This is a genomic window from Cytobacillus gottheilii (assembly GCF_001636345.1).
In the GTDB taxonomy this organism is placed as follows: Bacteria; Bacillota; Bacilli; order Bacillales; family Cytobacillaceae; genus Cytobacillus; species Cytobacillus gottheilii.
Genome location: NZ_KV440945.1, coordinates 1409016 through 1423648, shown reverse-complemented (window position 1 = coordinate 1423648; position 14633 = coordinate 1409016). Strand labels below are relative to the sequence as shown.

The following is a 14633-nucleotide window of genomic DNA, read 5'->3' as shown; positions in this document are numbered from 1 at the left end:
CTATGTTTATTTCTTATTTCTTAATCTTCCCTGTTATCTCTTCCCCTAAAGCTTCTTTTTGCAGTTCAAATAGCTCAGAGATACCGTCCTGTCCTGCTTTTAACATTTCCTGGAGCTGATTATATGAAAATGTTGATTCTTCTCCTGTTCCTTGAAGCTCAACAAATTCCCCATTTCCCGTCATGACAATATTCATATCCACTTTTGCGCTAGAGTCTTCAATATAATTCAGATCAACGACTGCTTGATCATTTGTTAAAATACCAACACTTGTGGCAGCCAGAAAGTCATGGATAGGAAATTTTGACAGTTTCTTTTGGCTGTGTAGCTTGTTAATCGCCTGCGTCATGGCAACAAAGGCACCTGTGATTGATGCGGTTCTTGTCCCGCCGTCCGCCTGGATGACATCACAATCCAGCCAGATTGTTCTTTCTCCAAGCGCATCTAAATCAATAACCGCTCTTAAAGCCCGTCCGATTAAGCGCTGAATTTCCATTGTCCGGCCGGAAACTTTGCCTTTAGAAGATTCTCGAATATTGCGCTGATCGGTTGCGCGCGGGAGCATGGAATATTCTGCTGTAATCCAGCCTTTTCCTTGACCTCGTAAAAACGGAGGCACTCGTTCATCAATACTTGCTGTACAAATTACTTTTGTATCGCCAACAGTAATAAGCACAGAGCCTTCCGGATGCTTTAAATAGTTTGTATCAATATGTATAGGCCGCAATTGCAGCGGTTGTCGTCCATCATTTCGCAATGGTACATTTCCCCCTCAAGTCATTTTCACTACTAGTATGAATCCAATAAAAAGAGGCGGCAATATTTGCCTACCTCTTTTATTGTTACTATATAGTATATCAAAAACTCATTTTTAAAAACTACCTGTGTTCACTTTTTCTGGACGTGTTACAGGTTCCGTAATGATTTCGCCGTTTTCATTTGAGAAACCAGCTTCGCCATTCACCGTAATGGCGACACTTTCAACACCCTTTTGTTCTGTTAAGGACAGTACCAATGCATTCATTAAATGCTGGGAGATCATTTTCTCTTCATCATCGAAGGTACTGTAAATGGCTTCATTAAAGTTTAATGTCACTGTCCCATTTTCTACTTTCGGTTCATCCAGCAGCTGTACATCATTGTTCATGTCCATTAACAGATTAGAACCATAGTTTGGCCCATCTGCAAGCTCATTTACGACTGCAACTACATTATCATTTGTTTCATTGCTGATCCGTTTTGTAACAGGAACATAGTAATAATTATCCTCTGCTCCTCCGAGGTAATAAACAGTCACTGGCTTCGTATTTGTAATATCAATAACATCACTTGCATCCAGATTAATGCCGCTCGCTCTTGTAAGCGACTCGCCAATTGGTGTTCCATTAACAGGCATTTCTGTCATCTCATTGCCGTTTAGCGTCAGCTTCACTTCATCAATCGTATCAAATTGAGTAAGTGTCCATGTTATGGAATCGAGGATTCTCATTTCATCCTCTGGCTGATAGTTATTAAACTCCTTCGAAAAATCAACAGTTGCTACTCCATCTTTTACATCCACAGACATTTTCGTCTCTGCAGGCAATACAGCTTTAAAATCATTTGGAAGCAGATCAGTCACAGAACCATTTTCAACTAAATATTCCAGTGCCTGTGTTGCAACTGAATTGGTTTCAGGCAGCTGCAATGTTTGCGGAACAACATAGCCATTTTTATCAACTAGGTATAGTTCAGTCTGAAGGGAACTGACTTCTTCCACTTCTTCACCTGCACCAGCTGTTTCTTCCGTAATGACTTCTCCATCCTCTGTGTATGTTACAGATTGCGGCGGATCGATCTGTTCCTTCTCATCGCCGCCAAATAAGCCGCACCCAGTTAATAATGCGGATGACACTACCACAGCTGATACTATTGTCCATTTTTTATTTATTGACATGAAATTTTCCCTCCTAAGACAGTTTGTACTACATGTATACGAGCCTATTTGTAATTTAGACCGTCTTTGGAGAGAAAATCTTGAATTGTTTTATGACAATTTTGGACAAACAGAAGCTTTTAAGCTAAATCATGTTTTGTCAGAACAGCCTTAATGGTAAAGTAATCCGCCAGTTCACCAAGCTCTTCTTTAATCGGCTTCAGCTTTTCATGACCGACTTTTGAGGCAGCAACTAATACCTCGTTTTCTAGTTCTTCATCAAAAAGCATGTCCCAGTCAATGGGCTTGCCTTCCTTTATAGCTTTGAAAATATGATTCTGAATAGTCATCGATGAAAAGTTGCGTTCTTTGGCAATCTCTTTTATAGACATATTGTCCATATACATATTGTATGAAAGGATATGACTCGCAACATCAGTATCTCCACTGCTTTTGACAGGGCTTGAAGAACTGGATGGTACAGCAGCAGGAACTGGTGTAATTTCGGGATTATCTTGTAAAAAGCTTTGAATCTCACCTAAGAAAGTTTCACCGTATTTTTCATATTTGGCTTGTCCGACACCTTTAACCTGCAGCATTTCAGCCTTATCTCGAGGAAAATATGTGCACATTTCCTTTAAAGCCGTATCCGCAAACACAACATAAGGAGGTATTTTTTCACGATCTGCAATCTCTTTCCTTAACGCCCGCAGTCTTGTAAATAACTCTTCATTTTCAGCACCTTCCACACGTTCTGGAGCCAATGCAATTTTCATATGAATGTTCGTTTCTCCTTTTAAAGCAGGAAGTGCTTGTGCTGATAGTTTCACGACGGGATATTTACCGTCTGTCAGCTGCAGATAGCCTCCTGCAAGCAGGAAATTAATGATGTCTGTAATTTCTTTTTCCTTGCGGTTTTTTAATAAACCATAGGTTGATAGATTCTGAAAACCTAATTCTTTTATTCTTTTATTAGAAGATCCTTTTAACACTTGTGCTGTTAACGTCACTCCAAATCGTTCTTCCATTCTCTTAACACATGAAAAGATCATGAGAGCTTCGCTGGTAATGTCGACACTTTCCCGCTGATCCTTACAATTGCTGCATTTTCCGCAATTTTCTGCAGATGAATCGCCAAAGTATTCAACAATATATGACTGCAGACATTTTTCTGTATGACAATAATGAGTCATTTGCTTTAATTTAAAATATTCCTGTTCCTTCATCGTGTAATCAAGGTTCGATTCTTCAATGAGGAATTTCTGAAGCTGAATATCCTGCGGTGCAAACAGCAGGATACATTCACTTTCCTCGCCATCACGTCCGGCTCTCCCTGCTTCCTGATAATACGCTTCAATATTGCGAGGCATATTATAGTGAATAACATAGCGGACATTCGATTTATCAATCCCCATTCCAAAAGCATTCGTTGCAACCATCAGTTCCACTTCATCATATACAAAACGGTTTTGCTCGTTTTTTCTCTCCTGTTCAGAAAGCCCTGCATGATATTTTGCCGTTTTAACATTCTTGCCATTTAAAAATGTATACAGCTGATCCGCTTCTTTTCGGCTTGATGTATAAATGATCCCAGATTGATTCTTATGCTTGCGGACATAGCTTTCAATATAATCCCGTTTATTGACGCCTTTCATAATATGAAAAGATAAGTTATCACGCGAAAAGCCTGTAATGATCGTATTTTCATCGCGAATATCAAGCAGACGGCAAATATCCTGCTCCACTTCCTTTGTCGCTGTGGCTGTCAATGCCATAATGACCGGACTGGAAGAAAGCTGTTCAATATTCTGGATGATCGACCGGTAGCTTGGCCGGAAATCATGTCCCCATTGCGAAATACAATGGGCTTCATCAAAAACAATCATAGAGATATCAATTGAATTCAGCAGTCCGATAAATGAAGGCGATTCAAACCGTTCAGGAGCTGCATAAAGAAGCTTGTAATCTCCATTTCGCAGGGAATAAACCGTATCTTCATATTCATTTCTGGATAAGGAACTGTTAATAAAAGCAGCGGGGATTCCAGCAGCAGTCAGTGCATCAACCTGATCCTTCATTAAGGAGATAAGCGGGGAAATGACGATTGTGGTTCCCGTCTTTACTAAGGCAGGAATTTGAAAGCAGATGGACTTTCCTCCTCCAGTCGGAAGTATGCCTAATGTGTGTTCATTGTTTAAAACACGCTTGATCAGCTCTTCCTGGCCAGCCCGGAAAGTGGAGTAGCCAAAGTATTGTTGCAGATGCTGATATGCTTCAGTTAACAAACAAATCATCCTTTCTTTTCATTTCAACTTTTTAGACCTATTTAGAAAAAAACAACCTCTATAAATGAGTGGATCATGATAGAGGTGTTTTCTGTTCATTATGATAGATGTACTTTCTCAACAATTGGCTTCTCAATTTCCAGCCATTTAGATGAGATCTTGGAGAAAATTGCCGGTGACCCTGTTGTAAAGAAATGATAAATTGGCTTCTGCTCACCTTCAATTAATTGGCCAAGATGATGCAGAATCGTACTCGCTTCTCTGGCTGTTTCTTCCCCCGAACTAATTACTTTAACTGACTTTCCCATATACTCTTTTACCAATTGCTCCAGCAATGGATAATGGGTGCAGCCTAAAACAAGCGTATCAAGCTGATAATCTTTTAACGGGGCCAATGTTTCCGCTACAATTTTTCTCGGTATTTCACCTTCGTATTCTCCACTTTCAACCAGCGGTACAAACTTGGGACATGCTAAGCCAAATACCTCCGATTTACTGGAGATTTTTTTAATGGCCTTTTCATATGCCTTGCTTTTAATCGTTCCCTCGGTTCCAATAATACCAATTCGATGGTTATTGGTGACTTTCATAGCTGTTCTGGCTCCGGGAGCAATGACGCCGAGCACAGGGATTGGCAATTCTGCCCGGATTTCTTCTAATGCGACTGCTGTAGCCGTATTGCAGGCAATGATCAGCATTTTCATATTTTTCTCAAGCAGAAATCGGGTCATTTGCCATGTGAACTCTTTAACTTCAGCACCTGTTCGCGGACCATATGGACAGCGTGCTGTGTCCCCAAGGTAGATAATATTCTCGTTTGGCAGCTGTCGCATAATTTCCTTTGCCACGGTCAATCCGCCAACTCCCGAATCAATAACCCCTATCGGTCTATTCCTCAAAACTTACCGCCTCATTCTTTCGCCATATCTTGGTGTAATCGATTTAGATTTTTGCTTAACTGCATCACTTCTTCATCCGAATAATGGTTAAGCAGATCCAATAAATAGGCTTGTCGCTTCCTAATCACTTCTTCAATAATTCTTTCGCCTTCCTCGAGAAGATGAATACGAACAACTCTGCGATCATTAGGATCTTTTACTCTTTTCACAAGTTCGCTCTTCTCCATGCGATCAACCAGATCCGTTGTTGTACTGAACGCTAAGAACATTTTATTAGAAAGCTCGCCAATTGTCATATCTCCATCCTCAAGCAGCCATTGCAGAGCAATAAACTGTGGAGGGGTAATGGTATAATTACTTAAGATTTCCCGGCCTTTTTGCTTCACAATGCCAGCTATATAACGCAAATCTTTTTCTATATTCGCAACTACGTCGTTTACGCCGTTTCCTTTTAAATCCTCAAGCTCCATTCCATACACTCCTATGTAGTTTTAACAGACCCATATTTCGCCCCATTAGATTAATTTTCGCTTTTTTTAAGAGAAAATTCAAGAACGAATACCTATATGGAAGAAAATAATTGTATTTCGCAGTGCATTTCGAAGCTGTTTTATAATGGGATCATGCAGATTAAGTGATGAGGACATCTCTATGTATCTGAAAAACTGTCCATAAACATCATAACCGGCAATCCGATGACGAATTGCCGGTCTTGATTAAAGTTCTAGCTCTCCCATTCGAAGGAGCTCTACAACAGCTTGTGAACGCCCCTTTACACCAAGCTTTTGCATGGCATTCGAAATATGATTCCGAACCGTCTTTTCGCTTATAAATAATTCACCAGCGATTTCACGCGTAGTTTTATCTTGGACTAACAGTTCGAATACTTCTCTTTCGCGTTTAGTGAGTAATGGCTTGTGAGTATATTCATTCTCCTTCAAGTATTGTAACCCTCCTTGCCTTTCGCCAGCTATGAATCGCGGGGTGGGTATATATTTAGTCACCATATCATATGTACATATCAGATATGAAGTGACTACAAATAACCATCAAAGAAGGTTTATTTTTAGGGAACTTTTCTTTCAATAAACCACTGTATCTATTTGATCTATTCACCCGCGGCAATGACCTATTACTTGGTAGCTTTTCGCCTTTTTTATGATATGTATAAAAGGAGTAAGGGGTACCATGAACTGGTGGAAAAAACGTTATTCCTTTCTTCTTAGTTACTAGTGTAGCTTTTAAAAACAACAAAAGAGCCTGCCACTGTATTATGACAAGCTTACGTATAGTTACTATTTATTTTTCATTTACAAGATCATGCTTCATTCCAGCAAGCATCTCCCGTATTTCCTCTGTCCACGGAACACCTTTTCCCGTTTTTTTCGAAATTTGCACCATCGTTCCTCTTCCGGTCAGAACGGTGTCTTCCTTATTATTTTTACCCATATAGTGAATATCCACCGAGGATTCACCGATTGCTGCAGCTTTTACATAGATTTTCAGCTGTTCATCAAAAAATACCTGTTGCACAAAATCGCATTGCAGATCAGCAACAACAGGAATACATTCTTCTTCTGGCTCCAGCCAATTCTGCATGAAGCCGAGACTTTTAAAAAATTCAATTCTTGCTGATTCAAAATAAACAAAAGGAACCGTATTATTCAAATGACCAAACATATCTGTTTCATTAAATCTTACTTTTGTTTCATAGAAGAAAGAAAATTCCTTTTCCCATTGGCTAATATCTTTTATGTAAGTTTTGTTCCTCATCTTAATCCCCCTTTTAAAATGAATAACTATTCACTTTTCTATTTTAACATAATTTCACAGTTCATCGTTAGTAAAAACTTTTTGGATCCTTCCTTCTGTTCTGGGTGAGACAGGACTATACTCCTCTAGGTACTCCGCTAATATTTCATAATCCAGAAATGGCGTTTCAATGATGTTCTCGTTCACTTTCTTTCTCTTAAAAATGGCATACCCCTCTCCTCCGCCTGCAAGATACGAATTAACTGCGGCCGTATAAATCTTTGATGGATTTAATAATTCATAATGACCTCCATCATTCACCCTAACAGATAGTACTCTCTTTCCGGCAGGCATCTGGGGATTAAATGTAAACCGAATGCCTGACACTTGTAAAAATCGTCCTGTATTCCCGTCCAGTTGCGAGACACTATGCTCTAAGATCTCTTTTAATTCTAATCCTGTTATATCCACAATCGATAATGTGTTTGAAAAAGGCAATGCAGCCATTACATCTCGCATAACAACATTTCCCTCTGGTATAGAGGCCCGTATACCGCCGCTGTTTTGAAAGGCGATTTGTGTTGGAACAACCTCATTCGCTTTTTTTAACATAGAGTCTGCAATAAGATTGCCTAGATTCGTTTCTTCTCTGCGAACATCTTCCCTGACACCGTTTAAAGGTATAAATGAATACCCCACAGTTTCTTGAAGAAGCTCGACAAGCTCTTGGTCTGCTTCACTTAACTGTTTTTTGGCCCACGCATCCTCTTCATATATGTAATTCCCTTTTGAATCCTTCGCTTGGACGTCTAAAAGTCTGCCATTCCATTTTTTGATCAATCCTTTTTCAGTAAATGAAACAGAGAGCTCACCAACATAAGCAGCATTTTCGCCCGCCTGCACAATCAATACAGGATCCTTTCCGTTATATATGACAGTTGGCTCCTCAAGCTTGGTATGCGAATGTCCGCCAACGATAATGTCTATCCCCTTAACCATTGAAGCAAGTTTTTGGTCTTCCTCAAATCCTAAGTGAGAAAGAGCAATGATTTTATTGACCCCTAAGTGCTCTAATTGATCTGTCGTTTTTTGGGCCATTGTCAGTGCATCTTCAAAAATCAAATCTTGGTTTGGCTGGGAAATAAGAGGTGTTTCCTCTGTTGTTAGTCCGAAGATTCCAATTAACTCATCATCCACCTTTTTAATAATCGCTGGATAAATTTTTCCTGGTTGTGGATTTGCTGTTATCTTACGGACGAATAGTGGTTCAAGCAGCTGATCAGCGCTAAAATCAATATTGCTGCTCACAAATGGAAAGTTGGCTCTTTTAATAAAATCAGCCAATGTCGCTGACTTTAAGTCAAATTCGTGATTGCCAAATGTCATTGCATCATATTTTAATTTGTTCATAAAAGGGATGGAGGCAAGCCCTTTGAATTGAGAGAAATATAAAGTACCAATAAAAACATCACCGGCATTTAAAAGAAGAGTATTTGTATGTTCAGCTCTAATACTGTTGATCGCAGTAATAAGACGAGGCATTTGTTCAAGATGGGAGTGTGTATCATTGGTATGAATAATGGTGAAAGATACTTCCTTAGTTTTTGCTGATGTATTTGCGGGAGGCAGCGTGCAGAGTATAAGAGTCGTTAAGAACAGCAACAGCATTTTCTTTCTCATTTCGTTAAAATCTCCTTAGGTTGTAGCAGCTTAAGGATATAGTTCCCGAATTGATGATTTATATAGGAGTGGGAGTGGGGAGTTCGTTTTTTGGTTACTCATTGGGTTGCAGGAATAAAAAATAATATTGACTGCTGAGATTTCTTGGGTGCGGTGTTTTGATGGCTTTAGATACCTTTTTTTGGGGTTTAGGGGGATGTAATTTGGGGGTTTTGTGACACCAATTTCCTTTTTCTGGACTTTAGGGGTGTGTTTATCTAGTTTGCACGACACCATTTTCCTTTTTCTGGACTTTATGGGTGTGTTTATTGGATTTCCGCGACACTAATTTCCTTTTTCTGGACTTTATGGGCGTGTTTATTGGATTTTCGCGACACCAATTTCCTTTTTCTGGACTTTACGGATGTGTTTATCTAGTTTGCACGACACCATTTTCCTTTTTCTAGACTTTACGGGTGTGTTTATCAGGTTTCCGCGACACCATTTTCCTTTTTCTGGACTTTACGGGTGTGTTTATCAGGTTTCCGCGACACAAATTACCTTTTTCTGGAGTACACAGGTACATTTATCAACTTTCGCAACACCCCTTACCCTTTTCTAATTTACAAAACTGTCCCCCCTACCCCTCCATCTCAAAACGCCTTTATAAAAACCAAAAACCCTCCCCGTATTAAACGGGAAGGGCAAATTGCAGAATCAAACCGTGTCACTGCCGAAGAAGCTCTTGAATGATTGGAATGTAGTATCACGATTTAAGGCTGCGATTGATGTTGTTAAAGGAATACCTTTTGGACAAGATTGAACACAGTTTTGGGAGTTACCGCAGTTAGCAAGTCCGCCATCGCCCATGATTTGCTCCAGGCGTTCTGCTTTGTTCATTTCTCCTGTTGGATGTGCATTGAATAAACGCACTTGTGATAATGGTGCTGGTCCTATGAAATCAGATTTGCTGTTTACATTTGGACATGCTTCTAAACATACACCACATGTCATACATTTTGATAGCTCATATGCCCATTGGCGTTTTTTCTCAGGCATACGCGGCCCTGGGCCAAGATCGTAAGTTCCATCAATTGGAATCCATGCTTTAACCTTCTTCAATGAATCAAACATTCTGCTGCGGTCAACCTGAAGGTCACGCACTACAGGGAAAGTACGCATTGGCTCTAAGCGAATCGGCTGTTCCAGCTGATCCACTAGGGCTGTACAAGACTGACGCGGCTTGCCATTAATGACCATTGAACATGCGCCGCAGACTTCTTCCAGACAGTTCATATCCCAGTTAATTGGTGTTGTACTTTCACCTTTAGAGTTAACTGGGTTCCGGCGGATTTCCATCAACGCGGAGATGACATTCATATTAGGACGATATTCCAGCTTAAATTCTTCCTGATACGGGGTGGCATCAGGAGAATCCTGACGGCTGACAATAAACGTAACTGTTTTAGCTTGTGTCTCTTGCATGCTTATTTGCCACCTTTCTTCTTCGTATAATCGCGTTTACGCGGAGTGATTAAACCTGTGTCTACTTCTTCATAATGGAAAGCTGGTGCACTTGTTGCATCCACAAATTTAGCCATTGTTGTTTTTAAGAATTCTTCATCATTACGGTCTGGGAAGTCTGGCTTGTAGTGCGCTCCGCGGCTTTCATTACGGTTATAAGCTCCAATGGTAATAACACGTGCAAGCTGAAGCATGTTTTGAAGCTGGCGGGTAAACATCGCTCCCTGGTTGCTCCATTTTGCTGTGTCATTAATATTTATATTTTGATAGCGCTCTAAAAGCTCTACAATTTTTTCATCTGTTTTCAGTAAGCGGTCATTATGACGTACAACCGTTACGTTATCAGTCATCCATTCTCCAAGCTCTTTATGAAGAACATATGCATTTTCAGTGCCATCCATAGACATAATGCTGTTCCATTTTTCTTCTTCCTGCTGAACAAAACGGTCAAACACAGTTGAAGAAATATCTTCTGCAGTCTTTTCTAAACCATTAATATAATCAAGTGCTTTTGGACCGGCAACCATACCGCCGTAAATAGCAGAAAGTAAGGAGTTTGCGCCAAGACGGTTCGCACCGTGCTGTGAATAGTCACACTCACCTGCTGCAAACAAGCCAGGAATATTCGTCATCTGATCATAATCAACCCATAATCCGCCCATTGAGTAGTGAACAGCAGGGAAAATCTTCATTGGTACTTTACGAGGATCATCACCCATGAATTTTTCATAGATTTCGATAATGCCACCAAGCTTAATATCAAGTTCTTTTGGATCTTTGTGTGAAAGATCCAAGTAAACCATGTTCTCACCATTGATTCCTAGTTTTTGATTTACACAGACATCAAAGATTTCACGTGTTGCGATATCACGAGGAACAAGGTTTCCATAAGCAGGATATTTTTCTTCAAGGAAATACCAAGGCTTTCCATCTTTATACGTCCATACTCGTCCACCTTCACCACGGGCAGATTCACTCATTAGTCGCAGCTTGTCATCACCAGGGATGGCAGTTGGGTGAATTTGAATAAATTCTCCGTTTGCATAGTATGCGCCCTGCTGATATACGATTGATGCAGCTGAACCTGTATTGATAACTGAGTTTGTAGATTTTCCAAAGATAATCCCTGGTCCGCCTGTAGCCATGATAACTGCATCGCCGGCAAAAGATTTAATTTCCATTGTTGTTAAGTTTTGAGCAACAACGCCTCGGCATATCCCATCATCGTCAATAATAGAGCCTAAGAATTCCCAGCCCTCATATTTTGTAACTAATCCGGAAACCTCATGACGGCGGACTTGCTCATCAAGTGCATATAATAATTGCTGACCAGTTGTTGCCCCGGCAAATGCTGTACGGTGATGCTGTGTTCCCCCAAAGCGGCGGAAGTCAAGCAATCCTTCTGGTGTACGGTTAAACATAACACCCATGCGGTCTAGTAAATGAATAATTCCTGGTGCTGCTTCTGTCATAGCTTTCACCGGCGGCTGGTTTGCTAAGAAATCTCCGCCGTATACTGTATCATCGAAATGCTCCCAAGGTGAGTCTCCTTCACCTTTTGTATTAACAGCTCCGTTAATGCCGCCCTGGGCACAAACAGAGTGAGAACGTTTTACTGGAACTAATGAAAATAATTCAACTGGATGTCCTTTTTCGGCAACCTTGATTGTGGCCATTAAGCCTGCCAAACCGCCGCCAACTACGATAACCTTTCCTTTACCCATGTGACTCACTCCCTTATTGCTTCTTTATATCAACAGGTTGCATAATTTTATACGAATGCGAAAATCGCGCGAATACCAACAATTGAAAGTGCAATGAAAATACCTAGTGTTGCATAAGTAGAGATTAATTGAGATCTTGGAGTAACTGTAATTCCCCAGCTCACAAAGAAGCTCCATAAACCGTTAGCAAAGTGGAAAATAGCAGAGATAACACCGACGATATAAAATGCGATCATCCAAGGATTCTCAAAAATATTCTCCATCATCTGATAGTTTACTTCTGCACCAAATGCAGCTGCGATACGTGTTTCCCATACATGCCATACAACAAAGATCAGTGTAATAACACCGGTTACCCTTTGAAGCATAAACATCCAGTTACGGAAAAAGCTGTACTTAACAGTATTGTTCTTTGCTGTAAAAGCGATATAAAGCCCATAGATTGCATGAAATAAAAGAGGCAAAAATATGATAAACAACTCTAGGAAAATCCTAAATGGTAAACTTTCCATAAAATGTGCCGCATCATTAAATGCTTCTTCACCTTTAGTTGCAAAATGATTCACAACCAAGTGCTGTACTAAAAACAATCCAACCGGAATAACACCAAGCAATGAATGCAATCTGCGATAAAAAAACTCTCGATTCCCCGCCATAAAATATCCCCCCTGTTTTGTAACGTGATGCTCAGGATCTATTCATATCCTAACATCAGTAAAAAATGAAAATTTATATCTTACAATTATGTGACAAGTCCATTTTACTCTCAACAGAAAAGAGCGTCAAGAAAACGGATACACAAATTGTTCAATATTAATAAAATTTTATAAATATATTGAAATTGAAAAAACACGTTCACACTTGAATTATCATTCATTTTTTTCAAAAGATGAAATATATTAAAATAGCATTATTTTCCCTTATCAAATATATGCTTTTTTCATGTATCTTTGACTAAAAGGGTTCTAAATTGTATATAATAGTCTCATAGAAAGAGGGGAGATTATTGACTGATCAAACACCAGAGCAAAAACCGTTAACCGTTCATGATGAAACTGTGCCAGCATTTGGGTATGAATTAATTCGTGAAGTGCTGCTTAAGGATTTACTGGGCAAAGAAGCTCCCGGTATTTTATATTGGGCAGGAAAAAGATTAGCACGAAAATACCCATTGGCTTCGATAGATGAAATGATTTCTTTTTTCTCCAGCGCAGGCTGGGGCAATCTAATGCTCTTGAACGAATCAAAAAATGAGATGGACTTAGAATTATCAAGCGCAATCATTAGCGCTCGCTGTAAAAACGATGAAGATTGTGCCTTTCAGCTTGAAGCGGGTTTTATTGCTGAACAGATCGAACAGCAAAAAGGGTACATATGTGAAGCGTTCGAACATCCTAAGAAAAGAAAAGGAAAAGTTCTTTTTACTGTTAAGTGGGATAAAAAGGATACAATCTAAGTTTTCTATAATTTGCGGTACAATACTGAATTATGAGGAAAAGAAGAAGCTCTCGAATAAAAGAAGCTTCTTCTTTTTTAGTGTTATTCTTATGCTTTCACTGAATTGGCAGATAGCTGAAATGCATCATGAAGCACTTCAACGGCAGGAAGCATTTTCACTTGTTCTACGACTGCTGAAACTTTAATCTCAGATGTGCTGACCATTTTGACTAAAATTTCGTTCTGCGCAAGCACATCAAACATTTCTGCTGCTACCCCTGGATTTGAGATCATGCCTGAGCCTACGATTGAAACTTTTGCTAAGCCAGATTCCCATTCGATTCGATCATATAGAAGCTGATCACGATTTCTCTCAAGCACCTTAACAGTCTCTGTTAAATCTTCATTTTTAATGGAGAAAGACAGCGAAGAAGTTTCGCCTTCCGTCATACTCTGAATAATGATATCCACATTGATATGATCATTGGCTAGTGCTGAGAAAATGGTAGATAATCCGCCAAGGCTGCTTGGAAGCCCTATGACAGATACTCTTGTGATTTCATCTTCAAACGCAACTCCGCGTACAACTAAATTTTGCTCCATTTTAACTTCCTCCTCAATCGTTGTTCCTTGTTCTTTTTCCATGCTAGATCTTACTTCTAAAGAAACTCCGTAGTTTTTCGCGAATTCAACCGCTCTTGGGTGCAGAACTCCGGCTCCTAAATTGGCAAGTTCCAGCATTTCATCATAAGAAACGGATAGAAGCTTGCGGGCATTCTTTATGTAACGGGGATCTGTTGTAAATACCCCAGTCACGTCTGTATATATATCACATTTATCAGCTTTTAGCGCTGCTGCAAGTGCAACGGCTGTTGTATCAGAACCGCCCCTTCCCAGAGTAGTGATTTCTCCCTCTGAGGTAGCGCCTTGAAAGCCGGCCACAATCACAATTTTGCCTTGCTGAATTTCCTTTTCAATTTTATCACTATCAATATTTAAGATTCTTGCATTTCCATGAATTTCCTCTGTCTCAACACCTGCTTGCCAGCCTGTCATTGAAACGGCCGGATGACCTTTAGAAATTAAAGCCATGCTTAACAGCGAGATCGTCACTTGTTCCCCTGTTGTTAAGAGCATATCCATTTCTCTTTTACTGGGGGAGGACGTAATTTCTTTTGCCATGCCAACAAGCTGATCTGTTGTCTTTCCCATCGCTGAGACCACAACGACAACATCGTTACCCCTATTTTTTTCTTCAATGACCCGGTTTGCAGCATTTTGAATTTTATCGACGCTGCCGACCGAAGTTCCCCCAAACTTTTGCACAATTAAACCCATTTGAATACCCTTCCTTCCGACTATGATGATTTCCCTTTGCCATTTTGTTTTGTCTCAATAAGAAGAATGATTTTTGTATCTTTCTCTTTTTTGCAGTTTT

At 39.9% G+C, this 14633-nt stretch carries 13 protein-coding genes; 1 reads left to right on the top strand and 12 read right to left on the bottom strand.

The features are described from left to right. Nucleotides 1-13: 13 nt before the first annotated feature. The 11 genes from rph to A6754_RS06725 form a co-directional block, all read right to left on the bottom strand. A complete protein-coding gene (gene rph / locus A6754_RS06775) occupies nt 14-757 on the bottom strand; it encodes a ribonuclease PH (protein WP_066443106.1) in 744 nt (247 codons plus the stop codon). A gap of 114 nt (nt 758-871) precedes the next feature. Then, nucleotides 872-1936 carry a GerMN domain-containing protein gene (locus A6754_RS06770; RefSeq protein WP_066443105.1) on the bottom strand — a complete coding sequence of 355 codons (1065 nt, stop codon included), beginning with the start codon at nt 1934-1936 and terminating at the stop codon, nt 872-874. A 119-nt stretch (nt 1937-2055) separates the two neighbouring features. Next, entirely contained in the window at nt 2056-4209 is a 2154-nt protein-coding gene (gene recQ / locus A6754_RS06765) for a DNA helicase RecQ (protein WP_257297424.1), read from the bottom strand. Between the two features lie 89 nt (nt 4210-4298). Next, entirely contained in the window at nt 4299-5099 is an 801-nt protein-coding gene (gene racE / locus A6754_RS06760) for a glutamate racemase (RefSeq protein WP_066443103.1), read from the bottom strand. An 11-nt stretch (nt 5100-5110) separates the two neighbouring features. After that, complete coding sequence (locus A6754_RS06755) at nt 5111-5569, bottom strand: MarR family winged helix-turn-helix transcriptional regulator (RefSeq protein ID WP_066443102.1); 459 nt, start codon at nt 5567-5569, stop codon at nt 5111-5113. Nucleotides 5570-5815: 246 nt separating this feature from the next. Beyond that, on the bottom strand, nt 5816-6040 hold the full coding sequence (locus A6754_RS06750) for a helix-turn-helix domain-containing protein (RefSeq protein WP_009333184.1): 225 nt from the start codon (nt 6038-6040) through the stop codon (nt 5816-5818). A 358-nt stretch (nt 6041-6398) separates the two neighbouring features. Next, the gene (locus tag A6754_RS06745; protein ID WP_066443101.1) at nt 6399-6872 is read right to left on the bottom strand and encodes an acyl-CoA thioesterase; all 474 of its coding nucleotides are present in this window, start codon (nt 6870-6872) and stop codon (nt 6399-6401) included. A 54-nt stretch (nt 6873-6926) separates the two neighbouring features. Continuing rightward, nucleotides 6927-8531, bottom strand: coding sequence for a bifunctional metallophosphatase/5'-nucleotidase (locus tag A6754_RS06740; protein ID WP_066443100.1), 1605 nt, complete (start codon nt 8529-8531; stop codon nt 6927-6929). A 696-nt stretch (nt 8532-9227) separates the two neighbouring features. Beyond that, nucleotides 9228-9995, bottom strand: coding sequence for a succinate dehydrogenase iron-sulfur subunit (sdhB, locus tag A6754_RS06735; RefSeq protein WP_066443099.1), 768 nt, complete (start codon nt 9993-9995; stop codon nt 9228-9230). A gap of 2 nt (nt 9996-9997) precedes the next feature. Next, complete coding sequence (sdhA, locus tag A6754_RS06730) at nt 9998-11758, bottom strand: succinate dehydrogenase flavoprotein subunit (RefSeq protein WP_066443098.1); 1761 nt, start codon at nt 11756-11758, stop codon at nt 9998-10000. A gap of 47 nt (nt 11759-11805) precedes the next feature. Beyond that, on the bottom strand, nt 11806-12414 hold the full coding sequence (locus A6754_RS06725; RefSeq protein ID WP_066443097.1) for a succinate dehydrogenase cytochrome b558 subunit: 609 nt from the start codon (nt 12412-12414) through the stop codon (nt 11806-11808). A 350-nt stretch (nt 12415-12764) separates the two neighbouring features. Between A6754_RS06725 and A6754_RS06720 the strand changes: the two genes are divergently transcribed. Further along, nucleotides 12765-13214 (top strand): YslB family protein, encoded by a 450-nt coding sequence (locus tag A6754_RS06720; protein WP_066443096.1) that lies wholly within the window; start codon nt 12765-12767, stop codon nt 13212-13214. A gap of 89 nt (nt 13215-13303) precedes the next feature. On the opposite strand, the gene A6754_RS06715 is transcribed toward A6754_RS06720, so the two are convergent. Continuing rightward, nucleotides 13304-14533: an aspartate kinase gene (locus A6754_RS06715; protein WP_066443095.1), complete on the bottom strand. Its 1230-nt coding sequence runs from the start codon at nt 14531-14533 to the stop codon at nt 13304-13306. Nucleotides 14534-14633 lie beyond the last annotated feature (100 nt).